Raw genomic sequence first — 21140 nt, 5'->3', positions numbered from 1 at the left:
TCCAAGCGTTTATGCGGCAAGGCAGACCTTGCCAGGGGTTTGGTATTGCGCGCGGGCGCCGCTCAGGCGGCGACGCGCGTGACGTCGTTGATCCGGGCGAGCGATTCCTCGCGGCCCAGGAGTTCGAGCACATCGAATATACCCGGTGAGCGTGCCTGTCCGGTAAGGGCGGCGCGCAGCGGCTGGGCATAAGTGCCAAGGCCGTGCCCCTGTGCCTCGGCAAATTGGGTAACCTGTTCTTCCAATGCGGCGGCCGTCCACGACGCTGCCTCGGTCAGAACCGGCAATACTGTCTGCAAAACCGCGACCCCGCCCTCGTCTAGCAGGGATTTTGCTTTCTCGTCCATGCTTAACGGGCGATTCTTGAAGAGAAACTGCGCTCCATCGGCGAGTTCGTTGAGGTCGCGGGCGCGCAGCTTCATCACCGGCATCGCACGGGTGAGCAGCTCGGTACCGCTGGCGGCGTCGAATTCGCTCATCAAGGCCGCGACGCGCGGTGCAACCAGCGCGGCAAGCGCGGCATCGTCCATCTCGCGCAGATACTGGCCGTTGAGGTTGACCAGCTTCTTGGCATCGAAGCGCGAGGGCGACTTGCCGACATTGGCGAGCGCGAACAGCTCGACGGCTTCGGCGCGCGAAATCTTCTCGCGGTCGCCATAGCCCCAGCCCAGGCGCAGCAGATAGTTGAACATCGCGTCGGAGACGATGCCCATATCGTCGCGATAGGCCTCGACGCCCAGCGCGCCGTGGCGCTTGGAAAGCTTGGCGCCGTCATTGCCGTGGATCAGCGGGATGTGCGCATAGACCGGCTCTGGCCAGCCCATCGCCTGGATCAGCGCGAGCTGACGGAATGCGTTGTTGAGATGATCGTCGCCGCGGATGATGTGCGTCACGCCCATGTCGTGATCGTCGACGACAACCGCGAGCATATAGGTGGGGGTGCCATCGGAGCGCAGCAGGACATAATCATCGAGTTCGCGCGTATCGACGGTGACGTTGCCCTGAACCTCGTCGGCAATCGTCATCTTGCCCGATTGCGGCGCCTTCAAGCGGATCACATAGGGCACGCCTTCGGGCGCTTCGGACGGATCGCGATCGCGCCAGCGCCCGTCATAGCGCATCGGCAGCTTCTTCTCGCGCTGCTCGGCGCGCATCGCCTCAAGCTCTTCGGCGGTGGCGAAGCACTTATAGGCCTTGCCCGCGTCGAGCAGCTGGTGCGCGACCTCGGCATGGCGCGCGGCGCGCTCGCTCTGGAACACGGGCTTGTCATCCCAGTCCAGGCCCAGCCAGTCGAGTCCGGCGAAGATCGCATCGATCGCCTCGGGGGTCGAACGCGCCTTGTCGGTATCCTCGATCCGCAGCAGCGCCTTGCCGCCATGGTGGCGGGCAAACAGCCAGTTGAACATCGCGGTGCGCGCGCCGCCAATGTGCAGGAATCCGGTGGGCGAAGGGGCGAACCGGGTTACGACCTGCCCGCTGGACTGGCCCGCCGGAATGGCCGAATTTTCGCCGCTTGCACTCACTTACGCTTTCCTTTCAAACTCGCCGCTGATGGCAATTTCGACCGCCTCTAGCACGGCTTTCTGGCAGCGACAAATGGCCAGTTTGCAGCGTTTTTCAATGGCCGCACCGGCGCGTGCAGCCATGGAACGCTGGCTGCTGGCAGAGCGGGACCAGCTGCCCGTGTGGATCGTCGTCGCCTTTGCGGCGGGCATTGCGCTGTGGTTCCTGCTGCCGGGCAGCGACTGGGCCGCAGCAGTGATCGCGCTCGGCCTTGGCGGGGCGCTGATGGTGCTGGCGGTGCGCCGCTCCTGGGCGGCGATGGAGCTGGGCGCGCGCTGCCTGTTCCTGGGCCTGCTGATGCTGGCCGCGGGGTGCGCGCACATGGCCTGGCGCGCCGATCGCGTCGCTGCCGATCCGCTCGCAGCGCCCTGGTTCGGACTGCTGACCGGGCGGATCGAGAGCCGCGAGACACTGCCTGCCCGCAAATTGGTGCGCTTGATCATCGCGCCAGCTCCGGCCTTGGGCCTGCCACCCAGGGTCAGGGTCAATCTGGACATGGCCCTGGACGATGCCGGTGTGCGTCCCGGTGCGATCATCGCGGCCAGGGCGCGGTTGATGCCCCCGGCGCAGGCGGCCTTGCCCGGCGGCTACAGCTTTGCCCAGCGTGCCTGGTTCGACCGGCTGGGCGCGACCGGCAGCCTGCTCGACCGACCGCGCATCGTGAAGCCGGGCGGGCAGGCGAGCCCTTTCGACTCGCTGAGGGCACGGCTCTCTGCGCATATCCAGGCTTCGGTGCCCGGCGGGGCAGGGGGCATTGCCGCAACGCTGGCGACGGGTGACCGCGGTGCGATCAGCGAGGAAGATGCAGAAGCCATGCGGCGCAGCGGCCTTGCGCATCTGCTGTCGATCAGCGGGCTGCACGTGACCGCGCTGATCGGGGCCGTGTGGCTGATCACGCTGCGGCTGCTGGCACTGTTCCCGCTGCTGGCGCGCGCCTGGCGGCTGCCGCTGGTCGCTGCCGGGGCAGGGGCGCTGGCGGGCATCGGCTATACGCTGCTCACTGGCGCAGAGGTGCCGACCATCCGATCCTGCGCCGCCGCGTTGCTGGTTCTGCTCGCGCTGGCGCTGGGGCGCGATCCGGTCTCGCCCCGGCTGATCGCGGCGGGTGCGATGCTGGTGCTGCTGGCCTGGCCAGAGGCGCTAATGGGGCCGAGCTTTCAGCTGAGCTTTGCCGCCGTGACCGCGATCGTCGCGCTGCATGATCACCCGGTGATGCGCCGCTGGGCGGCAGAAGACCTGTCCTGGCCGGGCCGGGTTGCGCGATTTCTCGGGCTGACCTTTCTCACCGGGCTGCTCATCGAATTCACGCTGATGCCGATTGCGCTGCACCATTTCGGCAAGGCGGGGCTGTATGGCGCGCTGGCCAATATGGTCGCGATTCCGCTCACCACCTTTGTTATCATGCCGATCGAGGCACTGGCCTTGCTGCTCGATCTTGCAGGTCTGGGAGCGCCCTTGTGGTGGCTGTGCGGCCAGGCGCTGCAGCTATTGATCGCGCTGGCGCATCTGGCCGCCGATGCACCCGGCGCGGTCGCGCTGTTTCCGCGCACCGGCGGGCATGTGTTCGCGTTGTTCGTGCTCGGCGGGCTATGGCTGGCGCTGTGGCGAACGCGCGGGCGCTGGCTGGGGCTGCTGCCTGTCGCGCTGGGCGTGACTGGCGTGATGCTGCAGCCCGCGCCCGACCTGCTGGTCACCGGCGACGGGCAGCATGTCGCGGTCAACCGCTCCGGCGACCCGATGGTTTTGCTGCGCCGGGGAACGGGCGATTATGCGCTGCAGAGCCTGAGCGAAAGCGCGGCCTTTGATGGCGAGGCGCTGGCGATAGAGGATTGGCCAGAGGCGAAGTGCAGCCCGGAATTCTGCGCCTTCACCCTGCAGGGGCAGGCCCGCGATGTCTCCATACTGGTCGGCCGCAACCGCGAGCGCGTGCCCGAGCGCGCGCTGGCCGCCGCATGCCGCCGCACCGACATCGTGATTGCCGGACGCTGGTTGCCGCGCAGCTGCCGTCCGCGCTGGCTCAAGATCGACCGCGCGCGGCTCGACCGGACCGGCGGCATAGCGGTCTATCTTGCCGATCAGACCGCGCGCACCGTCGCCAGTGACCATGAAGGGCATCCCTGGTGGGACCGGGCGATGGCCCTGCGCAAAGCTGCGCGCGAGGCTCAGCGGGCGGAGCGGCTCAGCACTCGACCACGTTGACCGCCAGCCCGCCCTGCGAGGTTTCCTTGTAGCGCTCGTTCATGTCGAGCCCGGTGCGGCGCATCGTCTCGATCACCTCGTCCAGGCTGACCCGGTGCGTGCCATCGCCCATCATCGCCAGGCGTGCCGCCTCGATCGCCTTCACTGCGCCCACGGCATTGCGTTCGATACAGGGCACCTGCACCAGCCCGGCCACCGGATCGCAGGTCAGCCCCAGATTATGCTCCATGCCGATCTCTGCCGCGTTCTCGACCTGGCCCGGCGAACCGCCCCAGGCGGCCACCAGCCCGGCTGCGGCCATCGAACAGGCGACGCCGACCTCGCCCTGGCAGCCCACTTCCGCGCCCGAGATCGATGCGTTCTCCTTGAACAGCGATCCGATCGCGGCGGCGGTGAGCAGGAAGCGCTCGACACCGGCCTGGTCCGCGCCCGGCGCAAAGCGATCATAGAAGCGCAGTACCGAAGGGATGATGCCCGCCGCGCCATTGGTGGGGGCGGTAACCACCTTGCCGCCTGCCGCATTTTCCTCGTTCACCGCCAGCGCCCAGAGGTTGACCCAGTCGATCACGGTGAGCGGGTCGGACAGCATCCGCTCCTGCCGTTCCATCAGATGCGCCATGATCAGCGGCGCGCGGCGCTTGACCCTGAGGCCGCCGGGCAGCTCGCCGCCGGTGCGGATGCCCCGATCGATACAGGCGGACATGGCCGCGGCGATCCCCGCCAGCCCCTCGGACAAGGCCTCCGGGCTTTGTGCGGCGAGCTCGTTGGCGCGCATGATCTCGGCAATCGACAGCCCGGTTTCGGCAGCGATGGCGAGCAGTTCCGCGCCCGAGCGGAAGACGTGCGGCACGTCCCACAGCCCGCCGCCGCCCGGCGCATTGCCGCCGGTTTCGCCTTCATCGACGACGGCCCCGCCGCCGACCGAATAATAGGCGCGCCGGTCAAGCTCCGCGCCCTGCCCGTCAAAGGCGGTGAAGGTCATGGCGTTGGAATGATAATCCAGCCGCTCGCGTTGCAGGAACAACAGGTCCGCGGCTTCGTCGAACGCGATGCGATGCGTCCGGGCGAGCAGGATTTCGCCGGATTCGCGGATGGTCGCGATCAGCCTGTCGGCGGCATCCGGATCGCAGCTCACCGGCTCTTCACCCGCCAGGCCCAGCAGGATCGCACGGTCGCTGGCATGGCCCTTGCCGGTCAGTGCCAGCGAGCCGAACAGCCGCGTCTCGATCCGCGTGACGCGTTCCAGCAGGCTGCTGTCCGCCAGCCGGGCGACAAATCGTCCGGCAGCGACCATCGGCCCCATGGTGTGCGAGCTCGACGGGCCGATACCGATCTTGAACAGATCGAAGACCGAGGCGACCATATTGCGTCCTTTGCTTGCTGTTCTTCAGTCTGCAGCGCCGGGCTGCGTGCCGAGCAGGTGCTTCTGCCAGAAGGCAAGCGTGGTCCAGAACAGGAAATCGGCATTTTCCTTGCGCCGGAAACCATGGCCCTCGTTGCGTGCGAGCAGGTGCCATGCGGTGCCCCCGCGTGATCGCACCGCATCGATGATCTGGTCGGCCTCGCTGGCGGGCACGCGCGGATCGTTTGCGCCGGTCACCACCAGCAACGGCAGTTTCAGCCGGTCGACCTGGGTCAGCGGGCTGATTTCCTCCAGCTTGGCGCGCAATGTGGGATTGCGCTCATCGCCATATTCTACCCGTCTCAAATCCCGCCGATATTCCTCTGTTTTTTCAAGGAAAGTGACGAAGTTCGAGATGGCGACGATGCAGTTTGCAGCATTGAAGCGGCGGCCATAGCGGATCGCGCTGGCATAGCACATATAGCCGCCATAGCTGCCGCCGGTGACGCCGAACCGCTTGGCATCCAGCGTCGGATACTTGCCCAGCCGGTCAAGAAACGCGCCGATGTCCTTCACCGAATCCTCGCGCCGGAAGGGGCCGTTGTCGAGCGCGACGAAGCGCTTGCCGAAGCCGGTGGAGCCGCGCACATTGGGATAGAACAGGGCGATGCCCAGCTCGTTGATCAGATAGTTGTTGCGCCCCAGAAAGCCCGCCGTCGCCTGGCCTTCGGGCCCGCCATGGATCGACATGATCAACGGACGCTTGCCGGGATGGCGCCTGGGGTCAGGGCGGTACAACAGCCCGGATATGGGCTCCCCGTCGAAGCTCTTGATCTCGACCAGTTCGGGCTGGACATTGTCCGCAGGGTCAAGCCCGCCGGTCTCGCTTTCGGTCCAGCGGGTGACCTTGAGCGTGGCGATATCCAGGCTGAACGCGTCGCCGGCCGACTGGTTGGAATAGACGGTGAAGCCCAGTTCGCCCCAGGGTGCGAATTTCAGGCCCGATCCGATCTCGCCGGCTGGAAGACCGGGGACCGCGCGCTTGGCACCGGTTGCGATATCGTAGAGGTAAAGCCGCGAGAACCCGGCCTCGTTGACGACATAGGCGATGGTCTTGCCGTCCCTGGCGATATCGAAGCTGCTGATGTCCCAGCGGCCGCCGTCGATCATCGGGGTGAACAGCCCGGTTTCGATGTCAAGCACGCCCAGCCGCTGGACATCCGAATCCTTGTCGCTGGAAACCCATAGCCGGCCATCGGGCGCGAACTGGAGGTTGCCATAGGCTACCGGCGTGGCATCGCGGGTGACCTGGCGGATGGCCTTGGTCTCGACATTGATGATGTGCAGCTGGCTGTCGGTGGCCGAGATATAGTTGAACACCAGCAGGTCGCGGCCATTGGGCGCAAAGTCGATCGCCGCCCAGCCGCCGCTGTCGGTGGACAGCACCAATTGCGCGGACTTCGGGTCGCGCGGGTCCATGATGTAGATGTCGTTATAGACGCCGGTGCGCTGGTTGCTGCCATAGGCGACGAAATGGCCGTCATCGGACCAGGGGCCCAGCGCGTGGCGGCTCTTGCCATCGGTCAGCATCGTCAGCCGCCCCGAATCGAGCGCATAGATTTGCGCCACCTCGTTGCCGCCTGCGTCCTTTTCCAGCAGCAGGATGGTGCCATCGGGCGACCAGGTGCCGCTGAAGATCGGCTCTTCCTCAAAGGTGATCTGCCGCCGCGCTGATCCGGGCGCGGCGACGCGGTGCAACTGCGCGACATTGCCGAAACGGGTGGTGATCAGCATCGCCCGATCGACCGGGTTCCAGCCGACAAAGCCTGCGGTGCGATATTCCAGATAGGGCCGCGTGTCGGCGACCAGTGCATGCGGGATCGGCGGAACGCCATCGGCCAGCATGGCGGGGGGCGGCGGCACGACGGCAGCGCCGGGCTGCGCTTCCTGCGCCAGCCCGGGCACGGACCAGCCGAGCGCCATGGCGGCGAGGGCCGCATTCCATCTGCGCCATTCCATCCTTGCGTCCCTTTATGGTGTCTCTTGCCGCGACGATCTATGCGGGCAGGCCTGGCTTGGCAATGCGCAGCCGCATATCCGGCTAGTCATGGCCCAAGCCACAGCCTAGAAGCGCAGCCCATGGACCCCCGGCCCGACCGCATTTTCCAGCCTTTCGTTCTGCTCGACGACGCCCGCACGCAGCGCGCCAGCCCGGCGCGGCTGTATCGCTATCCCGTCCGCTGCCTGTCCGCGCGCACGGCAGACGAGCTTGATGCCCTGCTCGCCGATCTGCGCGAGGCCGGGCGCGAGGGACTGCACGCTGCCGGATATCTGAGCTACGAGGCAGGCTTTGCGCTCGAGCCGCGCCTGCGGCCGCTGCTGGATGCGATGCAGCCGATGACGCTGGCCTGGTTCGGCCTGTTCGATCGCTATGACGTCATCGCGGCAGAGGCGGTTCCCGGCTGGCTCGCCCGTCAGGGCGGGCAGGGCGAAGCATTCCTGGGGCCGGTGCGCCCGGACATGGGCGAGCGCGATTATGCGGCGCGTTTTGCCGAGGTGCACGAGGCGATCGCGCGGGGCGATATCTATCAGGCGAACCTGACCTTCCAGAACCATGCTGCCATCTCGGGGCATCCTCTCGCCCTGTACCGCGCGCTGCGCGCGGGATCGGTTGCAGGTTATGGCGGGGTGGTGTTCGACGGTGCGGACTGGCTGCTCAGCCTCTCGCCCGAAATGTTCTTCTCGCTGCGTGATGGCGAGATGACGGCGCGCCCGATGAAGGGTACCGCGCCGCGCCATGCCGATCCGGCGCGCGATGCGGACGCGGCCGAGCGGCTGCGCACGTCGCAGAAGGACCGCGCCGAAAACCTGATGATCGTCGATCTGCTGCGCAACGACCTGTCGCGCGTGGCGGTGCCGGGCAGCGTCGCCGTCACCGACCTGTTCCGCATCGAAAGCTATCCCAGCGTCCACCAGATGACCTCCACTGTGCGCGCGGCGATCGCGCCGGGGGCAGATGCCATCGACATCATTCGCGCCATCTTTCCGTGCGGATCGATTACCGGCGCGCCCAAGATCCGGGCGATGGAATTGCTGCGCACAATTGAGGCCGGGCCGCGCGGCATCTATTGCGGATCGATCGGCCGCATCGACCCCATGGGTGAGCATGGACCCGGTGATGCGGCGTTCAATGTCGCCATTCGGACCTTGCATCTCGCCGCCGATGCGCAAAAGGTCAGCCTGGGGCTCGGCTCCGGGGTGGTGGCGGATTCCACACCCGGCGACGAATGGCGCGAATGTCTGGTCAAGGGGGCGTTCTTGAAGGCGGCGACACGCAGGTTCGATCTGATCGAGACCATGGGCTTCGACCCTGCCAAAGGCATCTTGCGGCTTGAACTGCACCTGGAACGGATGAAGGCGAGCGCGGCTGCGCTGGGCTTTGCGTTCGATCGGCATGCGGTGCGCAACGCACTCAACCACGCCTGTTTCTATCTGGAAGCGCCGACGCGCATCCGTCTGCTGCTGTCGCCCACCGGCGATACCGCCATCGAAATGCGCCCGATGCCCGCGCCGCTTGCCGAGCCGATCAAGGTCGTGATCCGTCCGATGACGCTGGCGGCGGATGATCTGCGGCTGGCCCACAAGACCACCGACCGCGACTGTTATGACGTGCCGCGCCGCGAGGCCGCAGCGCAGGATGGCGCGGACGAGGTGCTGTTCACCGATGCCGCCGGAGCGCTGACCGAGGGCAGTTTCACCAGCCTGTTCGTCGAACGCGATGGCCTATTGCTGACCCCGGGGCTGGATCAGGGGCTGCTTGCCGGCGTGCTGCGCCGCGAGCTGATTGATGAGGGGCGCGCCCGCGAGGCGCGGCTGAGCGTCGATGACCTTGCTGAGGACTTCTGGCTGGGCAATTCGCTGCGCGGGCTGATGCGGGCGCGGCTGCTGCGCTGAAGGGCTGATCGAGGCTGAAAAGCCGTTCGCCGAAAAGCTGAACATCACCCTGTGCCTTGGTTCACAGCGGATACAGCCGAATCAGGCAAACTTGTCATGGGTTAAGCAGAACCATCCCCCGTTCCGCTTGATTCGCCAGACGGTCTCCCCAGATCACCGCCCCGATGTAACCCCGTAAGATAACGCCACGAATGGCGACCGAACGAGAAACGAGACATGCCATGACCCAGTTGCTGAAATCGGACCTGATCCGCAATTTCCTGGGCGGCTTTGCGATCGGCGCGGTGGCGCTGTTCGTGCTGCTGCCCGCAGACGGCAAGGCCTATCCGGCCCCGCACGCCGATACCGTAATCGAAAGCCCCGTCAGCCGATGAAGCTTTCCGCCCGCTCCCTGTCCATGATGGCCGCGCTCGGCCTCGCCGGTGCTGCCGTGATGACGCTCGATAGCGGCGCGGCGGCGCTGGCTGCCGAGGAGGCGAAGATCATCCCCGCGCCCAGGCTCAAGGCCGTGGAATCGGGCAAGCAGCGTGTCGCGATCTTCGCGGGCGGCTGTTTCTGGGGCGTCGAGGGCGTGTTCAGCCATGTGAAGGGTGTGAAGAGCGCGGTCTCGGGCTATCATGGCGATGGCAAGGTGAACGCCAACTATGATGACGTTTCGAGCGGCGTCACCCGCCATGCAGAGGCGGTGCGCGTGGTCTATGACCCGTCGCAGGTCAGCTATGGCCAGCTCTTGCAGGTGTTTTTCTCGGTCGTGGCCGATCCTACCACGCTCAACCGCCAGGGACCCGATAGCGGGCGGCAGTATCGCACCGCGCTGGTCCCCACCGACAAGTCGCAGGCGCAGGTTGCGCGTGCCTATGTTGCCGAACTGGACAAGGCGGGCGTGTGGAAGAAACGCATCGTCACGGCGGTGGAGCCTTACAAGGCCTTCTATCCGGCAGAAGGCTATCACCAGGACTTCATGTTCAAGAACCCGGATCACCCGTATATCCTGCGCTGGGATGCGGTGAAGGTCAGCAATTTCAAGCGGACCTTCCCGACGCTGTACAGCGCCAAGCCGGTGCGCGGCTGATACCGCCGGGCCATTGCAACCTGGGGGCGGCATGCGTAGATATGCCCCATGTCCACCGTCACCGATCATGGCCACAAGCATCACGAGCATGAGGGCGAAGACCTTGCCGTGGCTGCGCGCCGTTCGCTCGAAGCAGCGGGCGAGCAATGGACCGATATGCGCGAGTCGATCTTCACCGCCCTGGCGGAGATCGAAAAGCCTGCCTCCGCTTACGATATTGCCGATTCTGTCAGCCGCAAACGCGGCAAGCGGGTCGCGCCCAACTCGGTCTATCGCATTCTCGACCTGTTCGTGCGCACGAATCTGGCGCGCAGAGTTGAGAGCATCAACGCCTATATCGCCAACTCTCACCCGGGCTGCGTGCATGACTGCATCTTTCTGGTGTGCGATTCCTGCGGAAATGCGACCCATATCGACGATGACGGACTGTCGCGCAGCGTCCGGAAAACGGCGGAAGCCGCGGGCTATGTCGATATACGCCCGGTCATAGAGGTGCGCGGCCGCTGCGCAGCATGTGACTGAAATCCGCATTTGCGGAACTGTCCAAAAAACTTTACACTCAAGCCGTCATCCTGGTCGATCATTCGACAGAGCCCAAAAATGGGTCTAGGATTCGCGGTTGAAAGGGAATTCAATGACCAATCTGCCCGAAACGCCATTGCTGGACACCGTCAACACACCGGCCGACCTGCGTCAGCTGAAGTCGACGCAGTTGCGCCAGCTGGCAGACGAGCTGCGCCAGGAAGTGATTTCGGCGGTTTCGGTTACCGGCGGCCATCTGGGCGCGGGCCTGGGCGTGGTCGAGCTGACCACTGCGATCCATTATGTGTTCGATACGCCCAATGACCGGCTGATCTGGGATGTCGGCCATCAATGCTATCCGCACAAGATCCTGACCGGCAGGCGCGACCGCATCCGCACGCTGCGCACCGGGGGTGGCCTCTCTGGCTTCACCAAGCGCAGCGAGAGCGAATATGACCCGTTCGGCGCGGCGCACAGCTCGACGTCGATCTCGGCTGCGCTGGGCTTTGCCACCGCCAACCAGATGAGCGGCGCGCCCGGCAAGGCGATCGCAGTGATCGGCGATGGCGCGATGAGCGCCGGCATGGCCTATGAGGCGATGAACAATGCCGAGCGCGCGGGCAACCGGCTGATCGTCATCCTGAACGACAATGACATGTCGATCGCTCCGCCCGTAGGCGGGCTTTCGGGCTATCTCGCGCGGATCGTTTCCAGCCGCGAATTCCTGGGCGTGCGCGAGGCGCTGAAGCGTCTGGCGCGCAAGCTGCCCAAGAGCCTGCACCAGGCCGCGCGCAAGACCGACGAATATGCTCGCGGCATGGCCATGGGCGGTACGCTGTTTGAGGAACTGGGTTTCTATTATGTCGGCCCGATCGACGGGCACAATCTGGACCAGCTGGTGCCGGTGCTGGAGAATATCCGCGACGCCGCCGAAGGGCCGTGCCTGGTCCATGTCGTCACGCAAAAGGGCAAGGGCTATGCCCCTGCCGAAGCTGCGGCCGACAAATATCACGGCGTTGCCAAGTTCGATGTCATCACCGGCAAGCAGGACAAGGCGGCGGCCGGCCCGCCCGCCTATCAGAATGTGTTCGGCGAAACGCTGGCGAGGCTGGCTGATACCGATCCCACGATCTGCGCGATTACCGCTGCCATGCCCTCGGGCACCGGCGTCGACAAGTTCGCCCAGGCGCATCCCGACCGCAGCTTCGACGTCGGCATTGCCGAGCAGCACGCGGTGACCTTTGCGGCTGGTCTGGCCGCGCAGGGCATGCGCCCGTTCTGCGCGATCTATTCCACCTTCCTGCAGCGCGCCTATGACCAGGTGGTGCACGACGTGGCGATCCAGAACCTGCCGGTTCGCTTTGCTATCGACCGCGCCGGGCTGGTAGGTGCCGATGGATCGACCCATGCCGGGTCGTTCGACGTCACCTATCTGGCCACGCTGCCCAACATGGTGGTGATGGCCGCCGCCGATGAGGCGGAACTGGTCCATATGACCTATACCGCCGCGTGCCACGACAGCGGCCCGATCGCCTTCCGCTATCCGCGCGGTAATGGCGTCGGCGTGGCGCTGCCCGAGGTTCCCGAGCGGCTCGAGATCGGCAAGGGCCGCATCGTGCGCGAAGGCAAGAAGGTTGCGATCCTCTCGCTCGGCACCCGCCTGGCCGAGGCGCAGAAGGCCGCCGATGTGCTCGACGCCAAGGGCTTGTCCACGACGGTTGCTGACCTGCGCTTTGCCAAGCCGCTCGACGAGGAGATGATCCGCAAACTGCTGGCGACGCACGAGGTGTGCGTGACGGTGGAAGAGGGCGCGATCGGCGGGCTGGGCGCGCATGTGCTCACCATGGCCTCGGACGAGGGGCTGATCGATGCGGGCCTGAAGCTGCGCACGCTGCGCCTTCCGGACGTGTTCCAGGAGCATGACAAGCCCGAAAAGCAATATGCCGAAGCCGGGCTCGATGCCGATGGCATTGTCGAAACCGTGCTCAAGGCGCTGCGTCACAACAGCGCCGGAGTTACCGTGGTGGGGGATGGCGCGCGCGCCTGATCCCACGTTCGATTCGGACACAAAAAAGCCCGGCAGATCCTTTGATCGCCGGGCTTTTTGTGTCCTGGTGGGCAGGTTTACTGCTGCGGCACGGCCGCCTTGGCATCCTGGCCGTCACCTTCGGGCGCCGCAACGATATCGCGGGTGGTGGCACCCTTGTCGGTCGTCTGCGTCTTGGGATCGCCAACTTCAGAGCGGATCGCGGCATCGGGGCGACCGGCGCGGTCAAGCGCGGCGCCTTCGACACCGCTGCGCGGCTGCGGACCGCCGAACAGCGCGTCGAGCGCCTGCTGGCTCGCCTGGACCGATTGCGGACGGGCAGCACCCGGCGAAGGCGGGGTCAGCGAGAAATCGGGCGGGATCACCAGCGGTGCCTGACGCGACACCGCGAACTCGTCAGGACGATCGCGGTTGAAGATGCCGCCGCTGGAGCCGCAGGCCGAAAGCGTCGCAGCTGCGACCGAGATACCGGCGATAAGGGCCAGTTTACGCCCCGAGTTAAGCATCTTAATTCTCCGTCTTGGCGGCAGGAGCGTCACCGCTATGCCCGCCATCCTGAACCCCCGATGTAGGGCCTTCAGATTTCGCGGCTTTGTCGCCGATTATCAGAACGCGGGCAAGCAATAACAGCACCCCGATGGTGATCGCTGCATCCGCAATGTTGAAGATCATGAACGGCCGGAATGCGCCGAAATGCAGGTCTGCATAATCGACGACATAGCCCAGCCGCGCGCGATCGATGATGTTGCCCAGCGCGCCGCCCAGGATCATGCCCAGCGCCAGAATGTCGCCGCGCGCGCGTTCCTTGAACATCCACAGCAGCACGATTGTGGCGATGATTCCGGTCAGCACGACCAGCATCCAGCGCGCAGTTTCGGTCTCTGCGGTGAGGAAGCCCATCGATACGCCGCGATTCTCCGCCCAGGTGAGGTTGAAGAACGGGGTGATCTCGATCTGCAACCGGCTGCTCAGCGCGAGCGGCCCTGCGACGATGAACTTGGCGATCTGATCGATGACCAGAATGACGATCGCCAGCGCGACACCTTCGGTGCGGAAACGGGTGAGCGTCACGCGAGCATCTCCGAACACCGGTCGCACAGCGCGCCGTCTTCGGTCACTTCGGGCAGGTGACGCCAGCAGCGGCCGCATTTGTGGTGCGTGGTGCGGGTGACTTCGATCATCTCCGCAGAAGCCACTGACACATCTGCCGTGATGAACAGCTCTGCCAGTTCGGCGGCGGAAAACTGCCCTTCCGGCACTGCGTCAGCTGCGATCCCGACCTCGGCTTCCAGGCTCGAGCGGATGACCTTGTCGCGGCGGAAAGGCTCGATGGCGCCGGTGACGCTCTCCTTGAGCGTGCGCATCTGGGTCCAGCGCGAGACAAGTTCGCTGCCATCGCCAAGCGCGGGCAGTTCCGGCCATTCGAGCAGATGCACGCTGCCCGTATCGGGATAGCGCGTACCCCACACCTCTTCGGCGGTGAATACCAGCACCGGCGCGGTGTAGCGGATCAGGGCCTCGAACAGCACGTGCAGCACGGTGCGGTACGCGCGGCGCTTCATCGTGCCGAGCGGGTGCGCGGGGCCGATATCGCAGTACAGGCAGTCCTTGCGGATATCGAAGAAGAAGGCCGACAGGTCGTTGTTCGCGAAATCGGCGAGCGAGCGGACGTACGTGTTGTAGTCGAAGTCGTTGACCGCCTGACGCAGTTTCGCATCAAGGTCAGCCAGCAGATGGAGCACATAGCGCTCCAGCTCGGGCATGTCCTCCACGGCCACCTTCTCGCTGTCCTCGAACCCGGCGAGCGCGCCGAGCATGTAGCGGAAGGTGTTGCGCAGCTTGCGATACTGGTCCGACACCCCGGCGAGGATTTCCTTGCCGATGCGGTGGTCCTCGGTGAAGTCGACCGACAGCGCCCAGAGCCGCAATATGTCCGCACCCGAATCCTTGATCAGGGTCAGCGGATCGATGGTGTTGCCCAGCGACTTGGACATTTTCATGCCCTTGGCGTCCATGGTGAAGCCATGGGTCAGCACCGCCTTGTAGGGCGCATGGCCGCGTGTGCCGCAGCTTTCCATCAGCGAGGACTGGAACCAACCGCGATGCTGGTCCGACCCTTCGAGATACAGGTCCGCCCAGGGGCCGACATGGCCTTCGGGCCGGGTCAGGTCGGGCCATTTGCCGCTTTCCAGCACGAACGCATGGGTGCAGCCGCTGTCGAACCACACGTCGAGAATGTCGGTGACGCGCTCGTAATCCGCCGGATCGTAATCGGGGCCGAGCAGGGCAGGGACCGCCGCCTCGTTCCAGCCATCGACGCCCTGTTCGCGGATCGCCGCAACGATACGGGCGTTGACGGCGGGATCGCTCAGATACTGTCCGGTCTTGCGGTTGACGAACAAGGTGATCGGCACACCCCAGGCGCGCTGGCGGCTGATCACCCAGTCGGGGCGACCTTCGACCATCGACCGGATGCGGTTCTCGCCCTTGGCGGGGACCCAGCGGGTGTCCGAGATCGCCTGCATGGCGGTGCTGCGCAGCGTTTCGCCAGTGGCGAGCGGCGCATCCATGGGGATGAACCATTGCGGGGTGCAGCGGAAGATCACGCGGGCCTTGGAACGCCAGCTGTGCGGATAGCTGTGCTGGAAAGAGCCCGCCGAAAGCAGCGCACCTGCGGCGCGCAGGTCCTCGCAGATCGGGCCATCGGGCGCGTTGAACTTGGGGTTGATCACCGACATGCGCCGCTCATCCGCGCCGCCGAGCCAGGCCCAGTCATCGCGATAGCGGCCATCGCCCTCGACCGCGAACACCGGCTCGATGCCGTTTGCCTTGCAGAGGTCGAAATCGTCCTCGCCATGGTCGGGCGACATATGGACGAGGCCGGTACCTGCGTCGGTGGTGACGAAATCGCCGGGCAGGAAGGGGCGGGGCTTGGCGAAGAAGCCACCGAGTGCGTGCATCGGGTGGCGGGCGGTGGCGCCGGCTAACACCAGCCCATTTTTGCTCCAATCGTCAACGTCGACAAGACCTGCACCTGGCCAAAGCTGATGCAACCTTGCCGCAAACTCGGACCGAAGCTGATCGCTATCAGCGATGAGCACTTTGTGACCATTGAGCGCCTTAAATGTCGCATCCTCAAAAACATCAATATTGGGTGCAGCATCGACTGACACAGCGATCTGGAACAACCGATAGTTAGTTTCCGGCCCGTAAGCCAAAGCCTGGTTTACCGGGATCGTCCAGGGCGTCGTCGTCCAGATCACCGCATAGGCACCGACCAGCTCAGGCGCATTCGGAGCGTCAACAATCTCGAACGCCACATCGATCTGTGTGCTCGTGACGTCCGCGTACTCAACCTCGGCCTCGGCGAGTGCGGTCTTTTCGACCGGCGACCACATCACCGGCTTGGCACCGCGATAGAGCTGGCCGCTTTCCGCGAATTTCATCAGCTCCTGCACGATGGTCGCCTCGGCGGCGAAGTCCATCGTCAGGTACGGATTGTCCCAATCGCCCAGGATGCCGAGGCGCTTCAGCTGTTCGCGCTGGGTGTCCACCCAATGCTGGGCATAAGCGCGGCATTCGGCGCGGAAGGCGACCGGATCGACCTCGTCCTTGTTGAGCTTCTTCTTGCGATACTGCTCCTCGATCTTCCACTCGATCGGAAGGCCATGGCAGTCCCAGCCGGGAACGTACGGCGCATCCTTGCCCAGCAGCGACTGGGTGCGACAGACCATGTCCTTCAGGATATGGTTGAGCGCATGGCCGATGTGCATGTCGCCATTCGCATAAGGCGGGCCATCGTGCAGGATGAACTTTTCACGGCCGCGGCGGGCATCGCGCAGCGTGTTGTACAGGTCCTGTTCCTGCCAGCGCGCCAGAATAGCCGGTTCCTTCTGCGCCAGCCCGGCCTTCATCGGAAAGTCGGTCTGCGGCAGAAAGACGGTGTCTTTATAGTCGGGCGGCGTGCTGGCGGATTGGTCGGTCATAGTGGCTGGCGCTTAAGGCGCGCACGCCTTTCAGGCAAGCAATTCCCGCGCGCGCGCGCAGTCGGCATCGATCTGGCGCTTGAGTTCGTCCCAATCGGCAAACTTCGCTTCGGGCCGGATGAAATGGCGCAGCGCGACCTCGATCGTCTGGCCGTACAGGTCTTCGCTGAAATCGAAGAAATGCGGTTCGAGCAATTCCTTGGGCGGATCGAATTGCGGGCGGATGCCCAGGTTCGCCGCGCCTTTCAGCACCCGGCCATCGGCGAGATGCCCGGTCACGGCATAAATGCCGTAGCGCGGCCGCACATAGCTGCCCATGTCGATATTGGCGGTGGGAAAGCCCAGCAGCCGCCCGTTCTTGTCGCCATGCTGGACCACGCCCTGCACCGCAAAGGGCCGGGTCATCAGCCGCTCGGCCTCGTCGGGGCGGCCTTCGATCAGGCACTGGCGGATGCGGCTCGACGAGATCACCGCGTCGTCGGTGGTCACCGGGCCCACCGCCTCGCTGCGCAGCCCGAGCAATGCGCCGAGATCGCGCAACACCTGGATATTGCCGCCGCGGCCCTTGCCGAAGGTGAAATCCTCGCCGGTCACGACGCCGACCGCGCCGAAACGCTCGATCAGCAGATCGGCGATGAAGCTTTCCGCGCGGGTTTCGGCGAGCGTCTTGTCGAAGGCGAAGACCAGCATCGCGTCCGCGCCTGCCTGGCCGAACAGCTGCTGACGCTGGTCGAGGCTGGTGAGGCGGAAGGGCGGGGTGTCGGGCTTGAAATAGCGCACCGGGTGCGGATCGAAGGTGGCGATGATCGCGGGGCGGCCTTCGGATCTGGCCCATTGGATGGCGCGTCCGGCCACGGCCTGATGACCGGCATGAAAGCCGTCAAAATTGCCCAGCGCGATGATGCCCCCGCGCAACCTGTCCGGCAGCCGATCGCTGCCCTCCACCCTCAACATGAGCGCCCTATAGGCCCTTGCCGGGCAGGGGTTCAATGCCCTGTTTCAGGATACGCAGCGTGTTGCCGCCCATGACCGCGCGAATGTCTTCGGGCGTGAAGCCGATATCGATCAGCGCCTGCGTCACCTGCACGACCTGGCTGGTGTCGAAGCGTGTCGTCACCGCGCCATCGAAATCGCTGCCCAGCGCGACATGCTGGATGCCGACCAGATCGCGGACATGCTTGATCGATCTGGCGATCATCTTCGGATCGGTCGAGCAGATCGCGCCATCCCAATAACCGATGCCGATGATGCCGCCGGTAGCCGCGACGGCGCGGATTTCGGTATCGCTCAGGTTGCGGTTGACCCCGCACACCGCCTGCACCCCGCCATGGCTGGACACGACCGGGCGCCGCGCCATGCTGAGAATTTCGGCGACGGCCTTGTGGCTGGAATGCGCGATATCAACGATGATGCCCCTGGCCTCCATCGCGCGCACCATCTTGCGGCCGAACGGGGTCAGCCCGCCCTTGCGCTCGCCATGCATCGAGCCTGCGAGCTCGTTGTCGAAGAAATGCACCAGGCCTGCCATGCGCATGCCGACACCATAGAGCCGGTCGAGATTCTCGGCCTTGCCCTCCAGATTCTGCAGCCCCTCGACCGAATAAAGCGCGCCGGTGACCTGTTTGCCGGCAGCGCGCGCGGCGAGCAGCGTCTCGACATCGGATGGCTTGCGGATGAGCATCAGGCGACCGCCGGACTGCTTCGCCGCCGCTTCGAGCCGCTGGCCGTGCCACATCGAGCGTTCGTGCACCGAAAACCATGTGCGGACCGGCTGCAGCTGCGCCATCGCCAGCAGCGTGATATTGTCGGTGTCGGCCGAATTGCTGTCGTAATTCTGGCCCTTGGGCGTCTTGGATACCGACGAGAAGACCTGCAGCGCGACATTGCCGGCCTCCAGCCTAGGCAGGTCGATCTGGCCGCGGCTCGCCTTGTCGAGCAGGTCGCGCTTCCACAGCAGCGTGTCGCCGTGCAGGTCGGCAATCTGCAGCGTCTTGTGCAGCGCGGCGGCATCGGCGCGGACCTGTGGCAGCGGTTCGTCGGTCACGACATTGGTCTGCTTTTCGAACAGGCCCGGCAGCACGGTGACGGTGAAGACCAGCCCCGCCATGACCAGCAGGACCAGACCCAGCAGGATCTTGCGGATCACCGGCGCACCAGCGTGACGAAGCTGAACGCAGGCCTATCGCGATGGTCGGGGTCCGCCGCGTGGTCGGTCCGCGTGCTTTCCTGCCACACGGCAGGATCGAACGGCGGCAGCACGGTGTCGCCGTCAAAATCGCCATGAACTTCGGTCAGCTCGATACGGTCGGCCCGCGGCAGGAACAGGGTGAATATCTCCGCGCCGCCGATCACCGCGACATGCGGCGCATTGGCGGTGGCGATGGCCTGGTCGATGCTGTGCACCACCTCTGCGCCTTCCTCGCCCCATTCGGTACTGCGGGTGAGCACGATATGGCGGCGTCCGGGCAGCAGGCCGGGCAGGCTGTCGAAGGTCTTGCGGCCCATGATCATCGGCCTTGCCTGGGTCAGCGCCTTGAAGTGGCGCAGGTCCTGCGGCAGGTGCCAGGGCAGGGTGCCGTTTGCACCAATCACGCCATTGCGCGCCCGGGCCAGGACCAGAAAGATTTCGGGATGGTTCATGAGGGGAGCCCCGCAGGTTCCAGCGTAATACGCGTGACATGCCCCATCTTGCGCCCCGGCAGCGCGCGATGCTTGCCATAAAGGTGCAGATGGTTGGCGGGATCGGCGAGCAGCTCCGGCCAGCCATGCGCCGCCTCGCCGATCAGGTTGCGCATCTCGGCTGCGTGGCAGGCCAGCGCGGTCTCGCCCAGCGGCAGGCCGCAGATGGCGCGGATATGGTTTTCGAACTGGCTGGTGAACGCGCCTTCGATGGTCCAATGCCCGCTATTGTGCACGCGCGGGGCCATTTCGTTGAACACCGGTCCTTCGCTGGTGGCAAAGAATTCCAGCGTCAGCACGCCGATATAATCGAGCTTTTCCGCAACCCTGGCGGCAAGTTCGCGCGCGGCGGGCAGCTGTGCCTGGATGGCGGCGCTGGCCGGCACGGTGGAGACGTCGAGTATGCCTGCGACATGAACGTTTTCGGCGCTGTCCCAGAACCGGATGTCGCCCTGCGGCGAACGCGCGAGGATCACCGAAAACTCGGCGTCGAAGGTCACGAACCCTTCGATGATCGCCGGCACGCCGCCAGCCTCGTGCCAGCGCGCGACCGGGTCATCGCCCGGCATCACGCGGGCCTGGCCCTTGCCGTCATAGCCCATGCGGTTCGACTTGATGATCGCGGGCGTGCCCGAAACCTCGATGGCCGCGGCGACCTGCGCCTCGGTCTCGGCAAAGCCGAACGGCGCGGTGCGTCCGCCCAACTCGGCGACAAAGCGCTTTTCGTCGATACGGCTCTGCGCGACTTCCAGCGCGCGGGGGGAGGGGCGCAGCGGCACGAGCCCGGCGATGCTGTCGAGCGGCGCCACCGGCACATTCTCGAACTCATAGGTGACCACGTCGCACGCCTTGGCAAAGGCGGTGAGCGCGGCATCGTCCGCATAATCGGCGCTGGTCGCCTCGGCCGACACCTCGCCGCACGGGCTGGTCGCCTCTGGCGCGAAGACATGGCAGCGATAGCCCAGTTGCGCTGCGGCAAGGCTCAGCATGCGGCCCAGCTGGCCGCCGCCCATGATGCCGATGGTACTGCCGGGGGGGATCACGTCGCTCATGCCGGGCGTTCACCCACCGAATCGCTTTGCGCCGCGCGCCAGACATCGAGCCGCTCGGCCAGCCCGGGATCGTTCAGCGCCAGGATAGAGGCAGCGAGCAGGCCTGCATTCTTGGCTCCCGCCGGTCCAATCGCCAGGGTCCCCACCGGAATGCCGCCGGGCATCTGGACAATCGACAACAGGCTGTCGAGGCCGCTCAGCGCCTTGCTCTGCACCGGCACGCCCAGCACCGGCAGCCGTGTCATGCTGGCGACCATGCCGGGCAGGTGCGCCGCGCCGCCTGCGCCGGCAATGATCACCTGAAAGCCCGCATCCACCGCGCCTTTGGCAAAGGCCACCAGCCGATCGGGCGTGCGGTGCGCAGAGACGATGCGGCAATCATGCGCCACGCCAAGGTCGTCCAGCACCTGGGCTGCGCCCGACATGGTTTCCCAGTCCGACTGGCTGCCCATGATGATGGCAACCGGCGCCCGTTCCGGGCTTTGGCGGTCGGGCTTCGGAAATGGCTCGGCCACGCAGGATTCTCCGCATAATTACTGGTTTGGTCAGGGTCTTAAAGGCAAAGAACCGCACCCGCAATCACCCTGCGTGCTAAATGCATGATGCCCTCGAAATGGTGGGACATGTCCCGCTTGTGCACAGATTATACTGGGTTAATGCCATTTTGATCATGCTCGCAAGGCCCAGCCTTGCTATGCAGGCGCAATAGGGAACGCGCCGAGGA

Annotated in this window: 18 protein-coding genes; 6 read left to right on the top strand and 12 right to left on the bottom strand. The window is 65.4% G+C overall.

Translation table 11 applies throughout. The features are described 5' to 3' along the window. Positions 1 to 62 precede the first annotated feature (62 nt). The gene (gene gltX / locus OU999_06255) at positions 63 to 1523 is read right to left on the bottom strand and encodes a glutamate--tRNA ligase (GenBank protein ID WAC24785.1); all 1461 of its coding nucleotides are present in this window, start codon (positions 1521 to 1523) and stop codon (positions 63 to 65) included. Continuing rightward, complete coding sequence (locus OU999_06250) at positions 1524 to 1646, bottom strand: hypothetical protein (GenBank protein ID WAC24784.1); 123 nt, start codon at positions 1644 to 1646, stop codon at positions 1524 to 1526. It abuts the gene before it with no gap. On the opposite strand from OU999_06250, the gene OU999_06245 reads away from it, so the two are divergent. Further along, on the top strand, positions 1645 to 3762 hold the full coding sequence (locus OU999_06245) for a ComEC/Rec2 family competence protein (protein ID WAC24783.1): 2118 nt from the start codon (positions 1645 to 1647) through the stop codon (positions 3760 to 3762). The two genes, OU999_06250 and OU999_06245, sit on opposite strands and share 2 nt — an antisense overlap. Here the strand turns inward: OU999_06245 and OU999_06240 are convergent. After that, positions 3743 to 5125: an L-serine ammonia-lyase gene (locus OU999_06240; protein ID WAC24782.1), complete on the bottom strand. Its 1383-nt coding sequence runs from the start codon at positions 5123 to 5125 to the stop codon at positions 3743 to 3745. The two genes, OU999_06245 and OU999_06240, sit on opposite strands and share 20 nt — an antisense overlap. A 24-nt stretch (positions 5126 to 5149) precedes the next feature. Further along, positions 5150 to 7123: a prolyl oligopeptidase family serine peptidase gene (locus OU999_06235; protein ID WAC24781.1), complete on the bottom strand. Its 1974-nt coding sequence runs from the start codon at positions 7121 to 7123 to the stop codon at positions 5150 to 5152. 120 nt (positions 7124 to 7243) lie between these two features. Between OU999_06235 and pabB the strand changes: the two genes are divergently transcribed. The 5 genes from pabB to dxs all read left to right on the top strand — a co-directional run bounded on the left by pabB (position 7244) and on the right by dxs (position 12699). Continuing rightward, on the top strand, positions 7244 to 9058 hold the full coding sequence (gene pabB / locus OU999_06230) for an aminodeoxychorismate synthase component I (GenBank protein WAC24780.1): 1815 nt from the start codon (positions 7244 to 7246) through the stop codon (positions 9056 to 9058). A 221-nt stretch (positions 9059 to 9279) separates the two neighbouring features. Continuing rightward, complete coding sequence (locus OU999_06225) at positions 9280 to 9432, top strand: hypothetical protein (GenBank protein ID WAC24779.1); 153 nt, start codon at positions 9280 to 9282, stop codon at positions 9430 to 9432. Then, positions 9429 to 10130 (top strand): peptide-methionine (S)-S-oxide reductase MsrA, encoded by a 702-nt coding sequence (gene msrA / locus OU999_06220; protein WAC24778.1) that lies wholly within the window; start codon positions 9429 to 9431, stop codon positions 10128 to 10130. The genes OU999_06225 and msrA overlap by 4 nt, the downstream gene beginning before the upstream one ends. 48 nt (positions 10131 to 10178) lie before the next feature. Next, positions 10179 to 10652, top strand: a complete 474-nt coding sequence (locus tag OU999_06215) for a transcriptional repressor (GenBank protein WAC24777.1) — start codon at positions 10179 to 10181, stop codon at positions 10650 to 10652. Positions 10653 to 10764: 112 nt separating this feature from the next. After that, positions 10765 to 12699 (top strand): 1-deoxy-D-xylulose-5-phosphate synthase, encoded by a 1935-nt coding sequence (gene dxs / locus OU999_06210; protein ID WAC24776.1) that lies wholly within the window; start codon positions 10765 to 10767, stop codon positions 12697 to 12699. Positions 12700 to 12776: 77 nt separating this feature from the next. Here dxs and OU999_06205 read toward each other — a convergent pair whose 3' ends face one another. Genes OU999_06205 through purE form a run of 8 tightly spaced genes read right to left on the bottom strand, consistent with a single transcriptional unit; the run spans position 12777 to position 20868 of the window. Continuing rightward, positions 12777 to 13205 carry a DUF3035 domain-containing protein gene (locus OU999_06205; protein ID WAC24775.1) on the bottom strand — a complete coding sequence of 143 codons (429 nt, stop codon included), beginning with the start codon at positions 13203 to 13205 and terminating at the stop codon, positions 12777 to 12779. 1 nt (position 13206) lies between these two features. Then, positions 13207 to 13770, bottom strand: a complete 564-nt coding sequence (gene lspA / locus OU999_06200) for a signal peptidase II (protein WAC24774.1) — start codon at positions 13768 to 13770, stop codon at positions 13207 to 13209. Next, positions 13767 to 16685, bottom strand: a complete 2919-nt coding sequence (ileS, locus tag OU999_06195) for an isoleucine--tRNA ligase (GenBank protein ID WAC24773.1) — start codon at positions 16683 to 16685, stop codon at positions 13767 to 13769. Before ileS ends, lspA begins: the two co-directional genes overlap by 4 nt. Before the next feature lie 30 nt (positions 16686 to 16715). Next, positions 16716 to 17639 carry a bifunctional riboflavin kinase/FAD synthetase gene (locus tag OU999_06190; GenBank protein WAC24772.1) on the bottom strand — a complete coding sequence of 308 codons (924 nt, stop codon included), beginning with the start codon at positions 17637 to 17639 and terminating at the stop codon, positions 16716 to 16718. A gap of 7 nt (positions 17640 to 17646) precedes the next feature. After that, the gene (locus OU999_06185) at positions 17647 to 18831 is read right to left on the bottom strand and encodes a dipeptidase (protein ID WAC24771.1); all 1185 of its coding nucleotides are present in this window, start codon (positions 18829 to 18831) and stop codon (positions 17647 to 17649) included. Next, a complete protein-coding gene (locus OU999_06180; protein WAC24770.1) occupies positions 18828 to 19325 on the bottom strand; it encodes a dihydrofolate reductase in 498 nt (165 codons plus the stop codon). The genes OU999_06185 and OU999_06180 overlap by 4 nt, the downstream gene beginning before the upstream one ends. Continuing rightward, the gene (locus OU999_06175; GenBank protein WAC24769.1) at positions 19322 to 20416 is read right to left on the bottom strand and encodes a 5-(carboxyamino)imidazole ribonucleotide synthase; all 1095 of its coding nucleotides are present in this window, start codon (positions 20414 to 20416) and stop codon (positions 19322 to 19324) included. Before OU999_06175 ends, OU999_06180 begins: the two co-directional genes overlap by 4 nt. Continuing rightward, positions 20413 to 20868 (bottom strand): 5-(carboxyamino)imidazole ribonucleotide mutase, encoded by a 456-nt coding sequence (gene purE / locus OU999_06170; GenBank protein WAC25364.1) that lies wholly within the window; start codon positions 20866 to 20868, stop codon positions 20413 to 20415. The genes OU999_06175 and purE overlap by 4 nt, the downstream gene beginning before the upstream one ends. Positions 20869 to 21140 lie beyond the last annotated feature (272 nt).

This window comes from Blastomonas sp. SL216, assembly GCA_026625625.1.
Classification (GTDB): Bacteria; Pseudomonadota; Alphaproteobacteria; order Sphingomonadales; family Sphingomonadaceae; genus Blastomonas.
The sequence above is the reverse complement of the archived record's forward strand: the minus strand, read 5'-3'. Positions and strand labels throughout refer to the sequence as shown.